Below are 16,374 nucleotides of genomic sequence, written 5' to 3'. Positions count from 1 at the left end.
GGCATGATTTGAAACCTTACCATTATGGGCTTGTCTTTTCAAAGCCTGAAAAGGAATGAACTGAAGGGAATGAACTGAGTACTTCGATGTGATAAAAATGAAGTTGTTAATGTTTGACACTGACGATTTCTGGTATAAAACATTCAGCAAGACCGTAGACTCTGCTGAGACCTGTGATATGGAAGAATCCACAACGGATTCCCTGGCTATTTTTATTAACGTTGAGAAAGAAGATGAGGATCAGAAGGATAAGGTTGTTAAGAAAGCTGTTAATAACATTAGCTGGCTCGCTAAAAAAACAGGTAGAAATAAGGTAGTCCTGCATTCGTTCGGACACTTATCAGAGAGTAAGTCGAGTATCGAATTTGCAGAAGATGCGATAAAAACAATCAGGGACAAACTAACTGCAAAGGGATTTGAAACTTCGATGACGCCTTTTGGATATTTATTCGAATTAAAAATTCATGTGAAGGGAGAATCACTGGCTAAAGTATGGAAATCAATATGATTCTTAATTAAGAATTGTTGAACAAATAGCCTGTTCACTCCAGTAATGATGCTTTTTCTTTGCAGCTCTATACAGGGTGGATAAAATAATGTTAGGAGTCTTGCAATAATATTTCGAGCTTTTGAATTCTGTCAAGTTGCTTGAACAGGTAACGATTATAATCCATGTCTGAGTCTATCTTTACTTTGACTTCTTCCCTTGAAGGGTGCATGATCCAGTTCCTGAATTTATCAAGGCCTCCAAATTGTTCAACATCTCTTATTGACAAACCGTGTTTTTGCTTAAAAACATCATAATTTTTCAGGGCTACAAGGTAATCGTAAAAGCTACACTCTTCAAAAACAGAGAGTTCATACATCTTTTCTTGTAACCTGCATTTTGGTTTTGCAAGTTCTATAAATTTAGTTTCGGACATTCTTTCCTTGAAATACATTTTCATCTGATTCTCCAGCCTGTAAAGTAGTAAATAGAAGAACATCCTCACAGCCCCTTTTCTTAAATCTGCAACAGTAACTATTCCTACAATCTCAGCATGGATCACAAAGAAAAAGGAGTTTTTATCCAGCATTTTGATTAAAGACATTATATCCAGGCTTTTTGAAACCATCTTATCCGGCAATATATAGTGTTCTCTGGAACCCTTACTATCAAAATACTTAATGATTGACCCGTCTTCATTTTTAATAGGAAAGACAGTTATTTCTTTATGAAATTTTGAATCGTGAGGATGAAAATAAAACTCTTCTTTTGGGGTCATTATTTGTTCCACGGTCAAACTTTTGTGGATTTGTTCAAAAATTTCATCATTCAATTAAATCACCCAATAACTTAATGGCAAGGGTTTTGAACTCGCTTCCATATCCCATTTTCTTATCCTCGTCTCTAGATATTCTCATCTTTATCTTTCGATTCTCATACTCTCCATTTTTTCATCCTTATCTCTCAATATGGCTACCGTCACAGAAAGGCTTGTTCTTCGATTTTCCGCACCTGCAAAGAGTGACCCGATTCCTGATTTCGTACTTTTTACCATCTGCGGATTCTATGGGGATGCCACCGCGTACCCAGAGCGGACCGTGTTCGTCGCGAGGGGGATATTCAACAACAACTATGGACTTCTCGAGTTCAGGCTCAATCGCCTTTTCGGTGGCATTGTCCAGGATTACCAGCCTGCCGGAAGGGCAGTTGCATGCTTCTTCAATGGCTGTATCCCTGGCCTCAGGATCATCGGACTGTCTCACAAGCTTCCATATTCCACCTGCTCGTAAGCAGAATTCAGCATGGACACATAGATGTTTATTGTCGGTTAGAGTTAGCACAGGGCCGGAAATAATGTTCACGCCTTCAGTATAGGGCTTATAGTCTCCGGTCTCGGTTCCGTCAAAGTGAACCTTTGTATGTGTCCCGTCACAGAAAGGTTTGTTCTCTGAATGACCGCAACGGCATAGAGCATACCGTTCCTTCAAAGGGTATCTTTTGACTTCCCGCCAGTCTCTGCAGTAGCCTTCTTCGTCATTGCAAATCTCCGAGACAATAAGTGGAACTTTACCGGTCACGATATACGGGCCATTCCTGCTCACAGTGATCTTCATAGAGTTTTCCGGAATTTTTGATTTTTTTTCAGTTCCTTTCTTCATAGTTATATTACATTCTCTTTTGTGAGACTATATCTTTGTGGGACTATAATGTAAGGAACTATGTTTGGATTTCTACAATTATTTACCTGGCAAGCAACCTTATTTTCAAAAATTGATAAAGAATCTATTCTGGCTTATGTTATCCTCTTCGCTTAAAAATCAAAAAGAGCCGGGATGAGCTATTGCTCATCAAAAAAATAAAAAAGGCTTGCGTTTCTTATGTTGTGCTGTCTGGATTTGTACAGATTCTGTACAGATGTGTGTAGTTATACTTTTTCAAGAGCCTGCTCGAGGTCTGAGATTATATCCTCTATATCTTCAATGCCCACGGATAGACGGATGTAATCCGGCGTGACGCCTGTAGCTTCCTGCTCGGCAGGGGTTAGCTGCTGGTGAGTGGTGGTTGCGGGATGGATGACAAGGCTCTTGGAATCGCCTATATTCGCAACATGTGAAAACAGTTTTAGAGAATTAATAAACTGTCTTCCTGCTTCTGCACCACCTTTTACGCCAAAACCCAGCAGTGCACCATAACCGCCTTTGAGATATCTGGATGCAAGTTCATGGCTCGGATGGTCAGGTAAGCCGGGATAATTGACCCATGAGACTTTAGGATGCTCTGAAAGGTATTTTGCCACCTTCAGGGCATTTTGGGAGTGCCTTTCTATCCTCAGGTGCAGGGTCTCAAGCCCCTGAAGCAGCAGGAAAGAATTGAAGGGTGAGAGAGCGGCACCAGTATCCCTGAGGAGCTGCAGCCTTATTTTAAAGACGAGTGCGACATTCCCAAGCCCCGGGAAATTTGAAAAAGTATCCCAGTATTTCAGGCCGTGGTAGCTGGGGTCAGGATCTGTTAATTCCGGGAACTTGCCGTTGTTCCATGCGAACTTCCCGGAATCGACTATTGAACCACCAATTGAATTTCCATGCCCGCCTATGAATTTGGTTGCGGAATGTACTACAATGTCTGCCCCATAATCAATGGGGCGGACAAGCCCTACAGCACTTGTATTGTCTACAACAAGCGGAATTCCGGCTTCATGGGCAATATTTGCAATCGCATCAAAATCCGGAACATCAAGCTTCGGGTTGCCTACCGATTCAATATAAACAGCCCGGGTCTTTTCCGTGATAGCCTGGCGATATGCTTCGAGATCGGCTGAATCTACGAATGTAACTTTCCTTCCCAGTTTGGGGAAAGTATAGTTAAAAAGTTCATAGGTCCCGCCATACAGGTTATTGCCGGATACGATTTGATCCCCTACGCGGGTAATCGCTAACAGGGCATAAGTTATTGCTGCCGAACCGGATGCAACTCCAAGGGCTCCGGTCCCTCCCTCAATGGCAGCTATGCGCTGCTCAAACACATCAGTGGTAGGGTTCATCAGACGGGTATAGATATTGCCAAGCTCTTTGAGGCCAAAAAGGTTGGCTGCATGCTCCGTGTCGCGGAAAACGTATGATGTTGTCTGGTATATCGGTACTGTACGTGATCCTGTAGCCGGATCAGGGATCTGTCCAGCATGAAGGGCAAGTGTTCCTAATTTGTAATTATTTGCCGCCATCAATATGATTCTCCTTTTTCCTGATGATTTTTTACCTGGGATTCATTTTTATCGACGTTTTTTACTGTCTCGCCTGCCTTTCTACAGCCAGGAACTATGTATTACGAGCTAGAAATGAAACTATTGCGAAATCTCCTTTATTCATAGGAGTAGACACCGTTGCCTGAATATCGCACCTTGTACCGCACCGGGCACTGCACGAGCAATACCCATGTTAACGAAGTTGAGAAGTTGTTCATGAAACGGGGCAATAAGTAGACTGTCTATTTTATCAGTCTGAAAGGTTTGTGGCAGGTATCAGAGGTTGAATAGCTGCCCCCATATGTTTTCTCTGCATTATGTCAACAAATTACCCCTAAGCTGAGACCCGGAATCGAACCGGGGTATAATGGATTTGCAGTCCATCGCGTAGCCATTCCGCCATCTCAGCACTCGCAGTGTTCACAATTGTGAACTGGCAACAGATCATACCCATTGTTAATATTTAAACCTATATTTTAAGGCAAAAAATACCTGAAAATAGATCAATTACTGAAAAATAAGTATAAAAAAGAAAAAAAGAAAAAAAGAAAAATAGGATTAAGTCACGATTTTGTGTAAAGTCTTCAGGGCTGAATACTTTTTATTCTCTAAAGTTACACTGTAGTAAGGTACCAGTTTAGGGGAAAAAGCCATGATAAAGTCTGCAAATCTGGGAACATTTCCTGCCATAACGTTCATGTATTCAAAATCTCTGGACTGCAGGTCAAGAAACTCATTATAATAAAGAAGAGCATTCATTCCCCTCAGGTTAAAAGACGGGTCCCGGGCAGAAGACCAGGAAATCGTACTTTTCTTTCCGTAAAGGGTTAAATGTGCTGCGACTGCTTCTCCTTCTGGAGTTTCGGAAACGAGCATGTAACCAATGTCTTTTTTCCTGATCAGGTCAAAGACCTTTTCGAAAAAATCCCTGGGTAATGGTATTTTCAGGTTCTGTTTCTCGTATACTTTGGAAAGCAGGCCATAATATGTTTCAGGATCGCTCCATCTCCTTGTCTCGAGTCCTGCCTCAGATGCGGATTTAAGGTCTTTCCGGATCGTCCTTGAAATATTATTATCCACATTTTCTTTCAGGTCAAGGTGATGGGTATAGTGAACCTTTGAGTCCCATCCGTTCCAGGTGAATGGTCTGATATCCTCAAATCCCGGGGAGAACTTAAGGTGAATACTGTCAAAGCCCTGCATGCAGAGGAACTCCCTGAGGGAGTTAAGAATTGCGTGGCTTTCCTGTACTTTTTTACTTGCTTTGGAGCTTGAGCTCTCACTTATAAGGGGTCCGCAGTAATCAGTCATACTGCATATCGAAGATGCCACTTTGAGGATTCCTTTGATGTTTTTAACAAAAAGGGGGCATCCTCCAACGAGATCACCGTTTCTAAAACAGCCATAAATCCTGATGTCTCTTAATAGGACATCCCTGTAGATTTCCAGCCAATCGCTTGTGTGAAATGGTGTACCGGGTTGGGTTTTTTCTACAAGCTGATCCCATTCTTCAAACTCGGATGGCATTAATTCTCTAACTTCAATTTCATTCATTTTAAGCCCAGCATAAATAAATGGTTGTTCGTATATGCAATGAGTCAGGACTTACGCAGTTGAGCTGAAAATCAATAGCAATAAACTTTCGACTACCCTGTTTTGTCTTTGGGCAGTAAGTCTATTGCGTTTGATTAATCCGTTTCACGTGATTATGATTCAACTGCCTAAGGCTTAATGTGGAAATTTCGTTTCCCTTAACGGCTCTTAATTAATCTCCACGGTTTTTTCGTGGGCAATTACCACATCATCGAGTTTCATGACAATATTCCCGTCCGAAACCGTGTAAGGGATACTTTCCTTAGGGAATGACACACATCCTCCTCCAATGCCTGCTCCTGTTGCAGTATCAAAGACAGTGCCGCAGGAATCACACACAAGAGTATCTTTCTCAAGGGTAAACCCTATTGAATTGCATGGAGGGCATACATTGGACCTGACAAAAATCTCATCATTAAACCTGTATGCCATGACCGCAATTTCCCCGCTGTCGGAGTTTACTTTAAAGTGAACATTTGTGTTCTCTTCTACGGAACTGAGTGGAATGGATACCTGATCTTCACTGACTTCAGCATTAATCCAGGTAGCTTTTACAGGGCTTGCATTAGCTTTACCCGAAGACCCGATATCCGTACACCCCGCTACCACAAGGGATACTGCAATTGCTAACAAAACCATACCGATTAATTTTATGTTCATTTTTTTCACTCCGCTACATTTCCATCTTTTAAGTATACAATGCGGTCCGAATATTCTGCAAGTTCCCTGTTGTGAGTGACCATTATAACAGTCATATCTCCTGCCAGTGATTTTAGTAAAGAGATTATCATGGAACCTGTAGTTGCATCAAGAGCCCCTGTGGGCTCGTCTGCGAGTAAAATTTTCGGTTTCATAACAACAGCCCTGGCAATTGCAACCCTCTGCTGTTCTCCCCCACTCAGTTCTACCGGCTTATGGTGCATCCTGTGAGCCAGCCCGACTCTTTCAAGAGCACTTTCAACTGCACCATTATCCTTGTCCCCGGAAAATACAAGGGGCAGAGCGACGTTTTCATAGGCTGTTAGTGAGGGGATGAGATGGAACTGCTGGAACACAAACCCAACAGTCCTTCGCCTGAAATCGACAAGTTCTTTCTGGGATTTTTTCGTGATATCGATATCTTTGATAAGGATGCTTCCGTCAGTCGGTCTGTCCAGCATCCCGATAATGTTCATTAAAGTGGTTTTTCCGGAACCCGATTGACCCATTATGGACACGAATTCTCCGGCTTTGACTTCCAGATCAATACCATGCAGGACTTCTACCTCGTTATTACCAAGCCTGTACTTTTTTGTCACGCCTTTGACCTGAATCAGGTTTGCAAGCAAGTTTTCTGAAAGGTTCTCAGGATTATTGGATGTTTCAAGAGTTTCAAGATAATCAGACACTTCTTAGCACCTCCGCAGGGTCAACTCCGAGAGCTCTTTTTGCAGGGATAATAGAAGCTACCATTCCGGTAACTATGCAAATTCCGACAACAGCGGGCAGGATCTCCCACATTGGCGAAGGCGACACCGAGACCAGCATAGGCGCAGCAATCGACGAGGCTGCTGTTCCGATGGCAAAGCCGATACCTCCACCGATTATTCCGATAATTGCTCCTTCAAAGAACAGCATGGAAACGACCTGCCTGTTACTTGCTCCGACTGCGCGCATAATTCCTATTTCTTTTAGCTTTTCATTTACGGATGCGAGCATTGTGGATGCAACTGTTAATGTGCTTACGAGGAGGGTAATTATTGATACTGCCATTGCCGAAGACTCGGTATGTTCCACAACTGCCATTTCGGTTTCTACAATCTGGCTCATGGATCTGGCTTCAAGTCCTGGGAACACTTCTTCTATTTGCCTGCTTATTTCTTCGACAGGACAGTCATTACACAGTGCCCTGACTTCTAAATTGCTGACTTTCCCTTCTTTGGAAAGCAGGTACTGGGATGTCTCAAGAGGAAGAATCACATACCCGTCTTCATTGCCGCCTGTGCTCTCTATTACGCCGGCAACCTGAGCATCAATTGAAATATCCCCCTGGCTGAGGGTTATTGGAGATCCTTCTTTGAGCCCAAGGGGACCGGCTATATCCGAGCCGACCATTACTTCAGTTTTCTCAGAGTTCTCAGAGGTATTTGCAGTCATCCAGTGTCCCTGGATTTTCCACCAGGGCTTGAGGGTTTTTTCCTTTTCAGGGTCCACACCCATTATAACAACAGAAGAATCATCAAGTTCTGCAACCCCGTACAATCTGGGAGCTACAACTGCCAGGTTACTATTATTCTGGATAGTATGAATTCTGGGAATTTCCGATTCCTCAATGTAGTTCTCTCCCGTAGACAAAGAACCAATAGAGGTTGAACCCGCAACGAGCGGAATGGTTGTTACTTCGGGTCTGACGATAATGTTTGCTCCGAATTTATTTGATTCTTCATAGAGACCGTCAGTTGCTGCGGAAAATGTGGTGACTACAGCTACTATTGCTGCAGCAGCTATTACCACACTCAACACTGCCAGCCCGAGTTTTGTTTTCCTGCGGGATATGTCTTTTAAGACTAACGAATGTAAACGCATTTTTAATCCTCAATATATGTTGCCGATTCACCTTTCAATGGCTTACCTTTCAATTTTTACATTGGATCAAATGTCAAATAAAATCGGATAGAAAACTGAATCGAATATTACATTGAATAGAATTTACTATACATCTGGTGTAAATGCTTGACTTTACGTTGAGTGTAAACGTACTTTAACTTTACGCCAGATGTAAACTGCCTGAGACAAAAAGGATAAACTAGCCAGGGTTAAACATGTCAGGACTGAAAACAGTGATCTTAGGACTCATCACAAGGCTTATATTTGTTTACAGCAGTTGTAAAGCCATGGTTAAGTTAGATCGAATAAATCTTTCCAATGAGGGTTTAACCAAATTTTTCAGTCCCATTGAAGCCCAGATTATGCAGGTTTTGTGGACAAACCAGGAGTCAGCAACGCCGGAAATTACCGAAAAAACAGGTATCCCTTTATCCAGCGTAGCAGGGACACTTGACAGGCTTGTAAAAGCCGGTTATGCAAAAAGAACTATAGATAAAAGCGGCCAAAGAGTCAGGTATCTGTACTCTGCAACCGAGTCTATGGACAATACAGCAAATACCATCACAAAGAAAGTACTGGACAGTCTTGTAGATACCTTCGGCAAGGTAGCTATTGAAAACTTTCATACTTATAAAAATAATAAGTAAATCCTTGAAACAAGTATATTCCGGTCGATTTTGAGTAGTAGACATGTTCTCCATAACGCAGGAAATTGACTGTTATATTACATGCATCACCGGCTCCGACCTTTTGCCATTAATAGGGATACAGGCATTTCTGGCTTTTCTGCTTTTCACGTTTTATCTTAGAGCCAGAAAACCGGTTCTCAGGATTTCTTCGTTCATTGCTGCACAGCTATTCATGGTCTCTGTTATAGGCACGATTGTTTCCGCCATGCAGTGCAGTCAAATGCTGACAATTGAAATCTATACCGCCTACGTCATTCTTTCAACTGTAATTATTATACTCCTGCCAAGAGTTTATTACAAAATCCTGATCCGAAGATACGGCGCCCAGCCGATTACTGATATTATGGACTGGCCTCAGGCATTTGTGAATAGTTTAACTGACAGAGCAAAGGTGTATTATTATGATTCAGCAGTACCCGGGGCATTTGCTTCGGGAAAAAGCATTTTCTTATCAATGGGAATGCTTGAACTGATGGACGAATCGGAATTAAAAGCTGTAATTGCTCATGAAGTATGGCACATTCGCCATAATAACAAAACTCCTGTATTGAGGCAGCTGTCGCTCATGACTTTCACAAAAAACCATTCTGAGGACGAACTTGAGCTTCTTGCTGATGTTTTTGCCGGAAAAGTTGTTAGTGAAAGTTCAGTGGAGTCCGCAAGGGCAAAACTGAAATGAAACCCGAGTTGCGCTTCGGGATCACAGGAAATCGGAGATTTTCTAGGAGTTGCACTGCAAGTGCAACAGCACGCGGTCCTTTTCGCTCCACTTCGTTTCGCTCAAGAGGACTAATTTATAAATTTTAGTAGTGAGATTCATTTAAGAGGGCAGAATTAAAATATTCATAACCGGTACAACCTTTTTCGTTATACCGGGTCGTTTGTGTCACGTTCGACGCAGGAGAGCGGTTTTTCCCAAAAGTCAAAAGAGAAAAGGAAGATAAAAAAAGCAATAAATAGAAACGACTGAGGAACCAGGAAAAAACCTGAAAATAAAGTAAAGTAAAGTAAAGAGTTTTTGAGAATGCGGTCAAAACAGAATGTTAAGTTGTACTTGAAAAATACTCTTTTTACATTTGTTTTATTGATTTTTATTACTTTTTGATCATCCACGGTCAAGAAGTTGATATTTTGACCTATACTTTTCCCAGCGCAGTTGAAGATTGACCTTAATTTGATTAAAATCAATAACCACGCCGTGCACGATATCGTAAAGAAAGGTTGAAAGATTCCATTAAGGCTGCTCTATAATAATCAACCGATTAACTATGGACCACCTGCTTCAAACATTTTATCTTTCCTTCTTTTATCTTTTTCCTGCATTTGTTTTTTTTGAAAGAACCGCCAGCTTGCCTGGCTGGGGTGCTTATGTTTACTTGTGAATTGAAATCCGACTTTCAGAGTCAAGGAAAGTATTTCTCAGGCAAGGAAAGTATTTCCCAGGCAAGAAATGTATTTCTGTATTCAGATTCTCTGAGTAACGCAAATTTACCTGTAATTATTTTCTTGTGTGACTGGCAAATGGCTTCAGCCCTGCAAGGTTCAGAAGAAAAAGAAATTATCAAAAAAGAAGTCTAAAAAATTATTAAAGAGATTTAAACTCCTGGTTAATGGAAAGGATAACTTTTAGAAAACTACTAATAATTTAAAGAAGCTTAAAAAAAAGGAGCTTTAAATATGCCTTTTCATGTGATGCTAATCCCTACCCTGGGCTGTCCTGCTAACTGCAATTATTGCTGGAGTTCTGAGGAAAAATCCCCTATAATGAGCATTGAAACCATAAAAGAAGTGGTTGAATGGCTGAAAATCTTCAGGCAGGACTCGGTTACTTTTACTTTCCATGGTGGAGAACCTCTCCTTGCAGGGGAAGAATTTTACAGAGAAGCCTTACCCCTGCTGGTTGAGGGTTTGAGTTCCAGAAAAATTGCTTTTGCTATACAGACAAACCTCTGGAAACTTACTCCGGAAATAGCCGAGATTTTTGCCAGATACAATATTCCGATCGGCTCCAGCCTGGACGGTCCGCAGGAGCTTAATGACCTGCAGAGGGGAAAGGGATACTATGAAAAGACAATGAGAGGCTACGAGATTGCAAAAGCCCATGGGCTGAATGTGAGGTTCATTACTACTTTTACCTCCCACTCTGTGAAGTTCAAAGAGGATATTTTTAATTTTTATCTGGAAAAAGGCCTGACACTTAAACTGCATCCCTGCCTGCCGTCTTTGAAGGGTGACAACCCCGAGGAATGGGCACTTGATCCTGAAGAGTACGGAGAACTCTTAATTTACCTTCTTGACAAATATCTGGAAAACATGGGCAGGATTGAGGTCATGAATATTGACCACCTGTGCAAATGTGTGTTCACAGGCAGGGGCACTGTCTGTACCTTCGTGGACTGCATGGGAGATACCTTTGCAGTTGGCCCTGACGGAGGCATATATCCCTGCTACCGCTTCGTAGGCATGCCTGAATATGTCATGGGGAACGTCTATGACCGCCCGACAATGGCAGACCTCGCTCAATCCGATGCCTGGAAGCTCATGCACAAATTTAAGGAGTTTGTAGACACTGCATGCGGCAAATGCGCCCATATCAAGTACTGCAGAGGCGGATGCCCTTACAATGCTTTAGTACCCACTGAGGGGGAAGTAAAAGCTGTCGACCCGCACTGCGTCGCCTATAAGATGATATTCGATGAAATAACCAGCCGGGTCAACGAGGAAATGTTCGGGTCCTCTGGCATGATGGATATGTTCCAGCCTCAATCTATGAAGCCTTCCAGGTCGGGAATCATGTCCCTTATGCTTAAAAAGATATGAAACCGTGGATGTTGGGAAAGGTGGAGAACTCGAAACGCGGAGGGCATATCTAGCAAAGGGAAATCCTCCGGAGGCAACTTTGAGTTATTGAACCATGGCCAGTTAAAATGGAATTGACAAACGTGTATAATGGCACACATTTTTAAAATAAATGTCCTTGTCCCTCGCATGTATGTCTTAAAAAGCGAAGAAAAAATAACAGCAGAAATATGTTCACTTTAAAAAGAGATTCTGTAAAATTAGCCTGACAATAACTTTCTTTACTTTTTATATATTTTGCTAGCTGTAAGATACTTGCATTCTAAGTTGCTGCCCTCGAAAGTGATAGTGGTTGTGTAAAACAAGTAACAGAAGCAGAGTTCACTAAATCAAAACCTGCAATTTATTTTAAAGACGGGCTCGTTTATGTTTATGATCTCATTCCAAAACCGATTTTATTCTCAAATCAGTAAAGTTTGAGAACGATTTTTCATGATTATAACCTCAATTGATCATTCAGAATATGAGATCCGGATGGGCAATTTTGAGTTTTGGGACCAGCTCGTTAATTATTACTTAAAAAATCCATGAAACCTTCTTTAGGAACATGTAATTTTAACTACTTATGTAGTAGTCTATTTATACATTTTAACTACATGAATAGTAGTATGAAGCAATACAAAACTATCAGACTTTCTAAAAGTGTATTCTCAGACCTGAAAGCTTTGCAGAAAGCTGGTGAATCGATTCCAGATACCGTCAGAAGGCTGAATAATGATTACTCGGATTGTGCTGAAGAAATTCAGTACAGATATTCAAGAGATATAATGACTGACGGGTCATTTACTCAGTATATTTCTATCACTGCGTGTAATAATAGCAGGTATGGTTTACGATATACTGAAAATTTCATGACAATAGGAGAAGATCTGAACGACATTGTCAGGCTTCCAAAAGACGTTCTCGATGAAATCAGCTGGATGCCACAACACCCGGACGAGATATTCAATACTACTATGTTCACTTTAATATCTATTGAAAAGGCTTTAATGGAATGGAATAGAGAAGACAAAAAATAAAACTAATTAAAAAATAAAACTAATACTATACTTCTCGTTGTTAAAATTCCTATAACCGTTTGAACTTACTTACTTATTTACTTGAGAGCCAAAATCAAGCATAATAGATACGTGGTTTAAGTATACATTTTAGACATTTAATGATTCTATTTTTTAACCGGAGTTTATAAGATCTCATAAAAATCGTGGTGCAGCTATGGATATTATGTAGGTCTAACAAGAAATTAATTAAGTTCCAAACTTGTTTCGTTCAATTTTGGCGTCGCCACATATTGAACTAGCCCACCGATTGATACTTATATGATTTTCACCATATTATACTAAAGAAACCATAATAGGGCGTCTTGTTACAGAGATCCTGTGTTAGACCCCATATAGTGGGAAATTAACTATTTTTGTGCCACACCGATTTATTTAATTGGTTCTATATTTGTCGGTTTTATATTAAAATGCTTGGAATTGTTACCCAACATAATTAATTTTTTGTTAGACCCTATGTAGATCATGTCGCTTGATGTGGCTTTATACTATAAAGTATAAACTCCGGTTTAAACTGGATAACGAATCTTCTGAATATGTGATGTAATAAGAAGCCCAGATACGGGTTTTCTTTAAGCTTGAAGTCTTTGTAATCAGGTTTTTCGAGTCTCGTTCTATAAGGAGCTTGTAGTAGGGGTTATGGTAGGTTTTGTTTGACAGGACTTCGCATGGATATAAAGATCATGAAGCCTTGGACAAGCGCATGATGTCTGTATTTTGCCAGCACTTCCAACAATACCCTCCTTTTTTAATTACTTGAGCTTATGCCAAAATCATTTAAAATGCTTTAAATCCCAAATAAAAGCACTCAATTCTATATTTTCCGGAAAAATTTCCTTAAATAGCTTAAAAATGCAACCTTCTAAAAGCAGTTGGTGCCCTTATCAAATCTTTTCTTCCAACTTTAAAAGCCGTTAATGCCGTAAGTAAAGCGGCAATGTTGCCTATAGAGACAAACATTTTAGCCCATTCAATTCTTCTTGTAGGTGTTTTCGAGCGATTGTATCCCACTACTTCATTTGAGTTCTTTCTTTCAACAGTGGTTCTAAGATTGTATATTTTACCAAGGAGTCTATGAAATTTCCTTGGTATATATATTCCTCTGAAGTGGGTTCCTGTTTCTGTTTTAAGAATAGTTCCTGCACTGTTAGCTCTGGCTGCTATAATTGGAATAACTCCATGATCAATAACCACCTGGTTAGAAGGATGACTATCAGGTCCAGCATCTGCAATCATAAAAAGTGGTTTATGAGTTTCCGATTTCATGCACTGAATGATAGTTTCTTGAAATATAGTGTTGTCATTTTTACTTGCGTTTACTGCATCCCAATAAACTGGTAAACCCCACCAACTATCAACAACACATGTATCAGTATACCCCGTTCCAGATAGGACACTATACTTTCCGGTTTTTTTAACATAATGTCCTGCATCAGGATCTGAGAGCATACCAGTTTCTTTATTTTTTAATCCACTGCAGTTGCACTCAAAGAACCTTCTATCCCATATCCAGATTTTATCTCCTATAAGATTTAGATTTCTACATTCTTGTATCAGTAATTGAGCATATTCCACGAAATATGGATAAATACATTTCAGATTTCTACGATATGATGAAAGAGTGATTCGATCACGATTTTCAATATTTAATTCCTTTCTTAGAGCTTTATTCTGGTTAAATTCTCTAATGAATGATTCAAAATTTGAATACCCCATCTTACATCTTGCAATTTCTAACTTGAGAATGTTGTTGAAATTTAACGATTCATGCTGAGGATGGTACTCCATTGAAGCCTGTAATTCAATGAAAAAGTTATCCAGCGAAGGATTTAATGCAAACATGTCTCCTATATACCCATGAAACGTTTTGAAGTGTTGAAAGGCAAGTACTTGATTCCAGGGCAATACACTTTCCATATAATCTTTGCTATGTACAACTAGAAGATTAATTTTATAAGGAATGCAAATTTTCCTTTTGAGAAAAGTAAATCCTTCACCAAAAAAGTCTGAAAGCACTTTTTGAAAAATAGGGAGCACATTACGTACTTTACAATGTCTTTTGTTTTTAGTAATTTTCTCAATGAAAAGGATCTTTAAGTTAGAATATTCACTCAACATCGGATCGAAAATAGAGTATATAGACATCGATTTTTCAAAAAGATTGCTTATAAAATCTGTGAGTCTTGACTGTTTTAGAGATATGATACGGATTTTAATATTTGTCTTTTGATCGTCCAATTTTCGACCAAAAAGCTGTTCGTATTCTTTTCTGCCTTTAATACTCTTAAGACTTATAACAATGGTACGTGCAGACCCTAAAAAATCGTCGATTTGAGTCAATAAGTACTTATATCCTTTTGTAATAATCTTTATCATGGATTATACCTTTTTAAAGCCCAATTATTTGTTTGGCGACATAATATTGGTTTAATTAGGTATAATCCTTTCTATTTACCTTTAAATTGAAATTAAAGTGTTTTAGTCTAATTTTTTAAAAAAATAGATCTTTTTAACATCCATTATTCCAAAATAAGGGCTATTAACTAAAATGGCATAAGCTCACTTATTCCAAAATCTCTCTGAAATCCTCATGATTCTTGAATTCAACATATACCAAGATTAAATTATATTTTTATTATCTATATATCATAGAAAATATTATATAGAAAGGAAAGCATCTAATATCTAAAATCTTTGTTACCGATTAAAAGACATTATTTGAGATATTTTAGAGTGTGGGATTCTAGCAAAGATTTTTTGAATCTATTGTGGGGGAGGAGTCAATATTCAGAGAAGAAGCAGGACTGATATTGCAGTAGATATTTTAAAAATTGCAAATAATGGAGCAAAGAAAACCCATATTGTTTATGAGGTAAATCTTAACTTCAACATCGCTCGGAAATATCTGGAAATGTTAAAAGAAAAAGAGCTTATCAGGCATGAAAACGGGCTTTTCATCACTACAGATAAAGGAAAGATTTTCCAGGAACTGGCTACGAAAATCAAGCTTTAAATTGCTTCCCATTTGCTTTTTTAATTTTTTATTAAATTTTTTCTTTTTTCTAGTTTACTGGTTTTAGATCATGGTAGGTCTTGTCTGATAGATTTACAGACAGCTATATCAATGCAATAAAGAGGTTGGTTAATTATGTTTATTACTATGGGAGTGCAGAGGGTCACGAATACCCTGACCTTTAGGTCGGGGATGAAGTGAACCCTCGCTGGCTTTTTTGTATTCGCTTAAACTGTATCAATCATCGCTTCTTTGTAAAATGAGGTTTTTTGACACCATAGCCACAGGTGGTTCCAGCCACCTATGGCTAGGATGTGATAAGCGTTGGAACTACGCAGTTTTAGCCATGGCTATGGTCAGATTACCTACCACATCGTGTTGGTGCCTAAGTATCGATACAAGATATTCTACAATAAGCGAGTTAAAAAGGATTGCGAGTCTATATTCCACAATATTTGCACAGAGAAAGGCTACAAAATCCATGCTCTGGAAGTTGTAGATAATCATGTTCACCTGTTCTTGGAATTCCACCCAAGCACCTCTCTATCAGAGGTGGTTCAATACTTGAAAGGAGGCAGTTCTTACAGACTGTTCAAGCTTCATCCTGAACTGAGAACGCGATATTGGGGTGGAAGTCTATGGTCAAGTGGCAAATTCTATCGATCCGTTGGGAATGTAACTGCTGACACAATCAAGCATTATATTAAGGAGTCACAGGGAAAACCGAAAACAGAGGTTCAATCACATATATTAAAGTCTAGACAACGGAGAATTAACGAGTTCTAAGTACCAGAATAACCGGGCGTGCGGCCCATCAGCATACCCCATCCTTTACAGGCTGTCCGACA

At 39.8% G+C, this 16,374-nt stretch carries 15 protein-coding genes and 1 tRNA gene; 7 read left to right on the top strand and 9 right to left on the bottom strand.

Annotated elements, in window-relative coordinates; genetic code table 11:
- The first annotated feature begins 97 nt into the window (after nucleotides 1–97).
- Nucleotides 98–508, top strand: coding sequence for a threonyl-tRNA synthetase editing domain-containing protein (locus tag ACZ5A8_RS11380; RefSeq protein ID WP_464534109.1), 411 nt, complete (start codon nucleotides 98–100; stop codon nucleotides 506–508).
- Between the two features lie 91 nt (nucleotides 509–599).
- Here the strand turns inward: ACZ5A8_RS11380 and ACZ5A8_RS11375 are convergent, their stop codons facing one another.
- The 8 genes from ACZ5A8_RS11375 to ACZ5A8_RS11340 form a co-directional block, all read right to left on the bottom strand.
- Nucleotides 600–1,319 (bottom strand): hypothetical protein, encoded by a 720-nt coding sequence (locus ACZ5A8_RS11375; protein ID WP_464529098.1) that lies wholly within the window; start codon nucleotides 1,317–1,319, stop codon nucleotides 600–602.
- Nucleotides 1,320–1,443: 124 nt separating this feature from the next.
- On the bottom strand, nucleotides 1,444–2,145 hold the full coding sequence (locus tag ACZ5A8_RS11370; protein WP_464529096.1) for a CDGSH iron-sulfur domain-containing protein: 702 nt from the start codon (nucleotides 2,143–2,145) through the stop codon (nucleotides 1,444–1,446).
- 266 nt (nucleotides 2,146–2,411) lie between these two features.
- Nucleotides 2,412–3,707, bottom strand: a complete 1,296-nt coding sequence (locus ACZ5A8_RS11365; RefSeq protein WP_464529094.1) for an O-acetylhomoserine aminocarboxypropyltransferase/cysteine synthase family protein — start codon at nucleotides 3,705–3,707, stop codon at nucleotides 2,412–2,414.
- Between the two features lie 358 nt (nucleotides 3,708–4,065).
- Nucleotides 4,066–4,137, bottom strand: a tRNA-Cys gene (locus tag ACZ5A8_RS11360).
- A gap of 149 nt (nucleotides 4,138–4,286) precedes the next feature.
- Nucleotides 4,287–5,282 (bottom strand): GNAT family N-acetyltransferase, encoded by a 996-nt coding sequence (locus ACZ5A8_RS11355; protein ID WP_464529092.1) that lies wholly within the window; start codon nucleotides 5,280–5,282, stop codon nucleotides 4,287–4,289.
- A gap of 207 nt (nucleotides 5,283–5,489) precedes the next feature.
- Nucleotides 5,490–5,981 (bottom strand): Fe-S-containing protein, encoded by a 492-nt coding sequence (locus tag ACZ5A8_RS11350; protein WP_464529090.1) that lies wholly within the window; start codon nucleotides 5,979–5,981, stop codon nucleotides 5,490–5,492.
- A gap of 5 nt (nucleotides 5,982–5,986) precedes the next feature.
- The gene (locus ACZ5A8_RS11345; protein WP_464529088.1) at nucleotides 5,987–6,709 is read right to left on the bottom strand and encodes an ABC transporter ATP-binding protein; all 723 of its coding nucleotides are present in this window, start codon (nucleotides 6,707–6,709) and stop codon (nucleotides 5,987–5,989) included.
- Nucleotides 6,702–7,886, bottom strand: coding sequence for an ABC transporter permease (locus ACZ5A8_RS11340; RefSeq protein WP_322221701.1), 1,185 nt, complete (start codon nucleotides 7,884–7,886; stop codon nucleotides 6,702–6,704). Before ACZ5A8_RS11340 ends, ACZ5A8_RS11345 begins: the two co-directional genes overlap by 8 nt.
- Nucleotides 7,887–8,122: 236 nt before the next feature.
- Here ACZ5A8_RS11340 and ACZ5A8_RS11335 point away from each other — a divergent pair, with 236 nt between their 5' ends.
- The 4 genes from ACZ5A8_RS11335 to ACZ5A8_RS11320 all read left to right on the top strand — a co-directional run bounded on the left by ACZ5A8_RS11335 (nucleotide 8,123) and on the right by ACZ5A8_RS11320 (nucleotide 12,474).
- Nucleotides 8,123–8,554 carry a BlaI/MecI/CopY family transcriptional regulator gene (locus tag ACZ5A8_RS11335; RefSeq protein WP_464529086.1) on the top strand — a complete coding sequence of 144 codons (432 nt, stop codon included), beginning with the start codon at nucleotides 8,123–8,125 and terminating at the stop codon, nucleotides 8,552–8,554.
- Nucleotides 8,555–8,597: 43 nt separating this feature from the next.
- Complete coding sequence (locus tag ACZ5A8_RS11330) at nucleotides 8,598–9,275, top strand: M48 family metalloprotease (RefSeq protein ID WP_464529084.1); 678 nt, start codon at nucleotides 8,598–8,600, stop codon at nucleotides 9,273–9,275.
- A gap of 998 nt (nucleotides 9,276–10,273) precedes the next feature.
- The gene (locus tag ACZ5A8_RS11325; protein WP_464529082.1) at nucleotides 10,274–11,416 is read left to right on the top strand and encodes a TIGR04083 family peptide-modifying radical SAM enzyme; all 1,143 of its coding nucleotides are present in this window, start codon (nucleotides 10,274–10,276) and stop codon (nucleotides 11,414–11,416) included.
- Between the two features lie 647 nt (nucleotides 11,417–12,063).
- Complete coding sequence (locus tag ACZ5A8_RS11320) at nucleotides 12,064–12,474, top strand: hypothetical protein (protein WP_464529080.1); 411 nt, start codon at nucleotides 12,064–12,066, stop codon at nucleotides 12,472–12,474.
- An 885-nt stretch (nucleotides 12,475–13,359) separates the two neighbouring features.
- On the opposite strand, the gene ACZ5A8_RS11315 is transcribed toward ACZ5A8_RS11320, so the two are convergent.
- A complete protein-coding gene (locus ACZ5A8_RS11315) occupies nucleotides 13,360–14,355 on the bottom strand; it encodes a hypothetical protein (RefSeq protein WP_464529078.1) in 996 nt (331 codons plus the stop codon).
- A 919-nt stretch (nucleotides 14,356–15,274) separates the two neighbouring features.
- Between ACZ5A8_RS11315 and ACZ5A8_RS11310 the strand changes: the two genes are divergently transcribed.
- Both ACZ5A8_RS11310 and tnpA read left to right on the top strand, forming a co-directional pair.
- On the top strand, nucleotides 15,275–15,526 hold the full coding sequence (locus ACZ5A8_RS11310) for a winged helix-turn-helix domain-containing protein (protein ID WP_345945520.1): 252 nt from the start codon (nucleotides 15,275–15,277) through the stop codon (nucleotides 15,524–15,526).
- Nucleotides 15,527–15,850: 324 nt separating this feature from the next.
- Complete coding sequence (tnpA, locus tag ACZ5A8_RS11305; protein ID WP_464529077.1) at nucleotides 15,851–16,312, top strand: IS200/IS605 family transposase; 462 nt, start codon at nucleotides 15,851–15,853, stop codon at nucleotides 16,310–16,312.
- Nucleotides 16,313–16,374: the final 62 nt, after the last annotated feature.

It is taken from the genome of Methanosarcina subterranea (assembly GCF_055385895.1).
Note: the sequence above shows the minus strand (reverse complement) of the source record. Positions and strands in the feature narration are given on the sequence as shown.

Bases quoted from the DNA above. Each gene is read 5' to 3' on its own strand.
- ACZ5A8_RS11380 (WP_464534109.1), top strand. From the start codon at position 98: ATGAAGTTGTTAATGTTTGACACTGACGATTTCTGGTATAAAACATTC.
- ACZ5A8_RS11370 (WP_464529096.1), bottom strand. From the start codon at position 2,145: ATGAAGAAAGGAACTGAAAAAAAATCAAAAATTCCGGAAAACTCTATG.
- ACZ5A8_RS11365 (WP_464529094.1), bottom strand. From the start codon at position 3,707: ATGGCGGCAAATAATTACAAATTAGGAACACTTGCCCTTCATGCTGGA.
- ACZ5A8_RS11355 (WP_464529092.1), bottom strand. From the start codon at position 5,282: ATGAATGAAATTGAAGTTAGAGAATTAATGCCATCCGAGTTTGAAGAA.
- ACZ5A8_RS11350 (WP_464529090.1), bottom strand. From the start codon at position 5,981: ATGAACATAAAATTAATCGGTATGGTTTTGTTAGCAATTGCAGTATCC.
- ACZ5A8_RS11340 (WP_322221701.1), bottom strand. From the start codon at position 7,886: ATGCGTTTACATTCGTTAGTCTTAAAAGACATATCCCGCAGGAAAACA.
- ACZ5A8_RS11335 (WP_464529086.1), top strand. From the start codon at position 8,123: ATGTCAGGACTGAAAACAGTGATCTTAGGACTCATCACAAGGCTTATA.
- ACZ5A8_RS11330 (WP_464529084.1), top strand. From the start codon at position 8,598: ATGTTCTCCATAACGCAGGAAATTGACTGTTATATTACATGCATCACC.
- ACZ5A8_RS11325 (WP_464529082.1), top strand. From the start codon at position 10,274: ATGCCTTTTCATGTGATGCTAATCCCTACCCTGGGCTGTCCTGCTAAC.
- ACZ5A8_RS11320 (WP_464529080.1), top strand. From the start codon at position 12,064: ATGAAGCAATACAAAACTATCAGACTTTCTAAAAGTGTATTCTCAGAC.
- ACZ5A8_RS11315 (WP_464529078.1), bottom strand. From the start codon at position 14,355: ATGTTTGCATTAAATCCTTCGCTGGATAACTTTTTCATTGAATTACAG.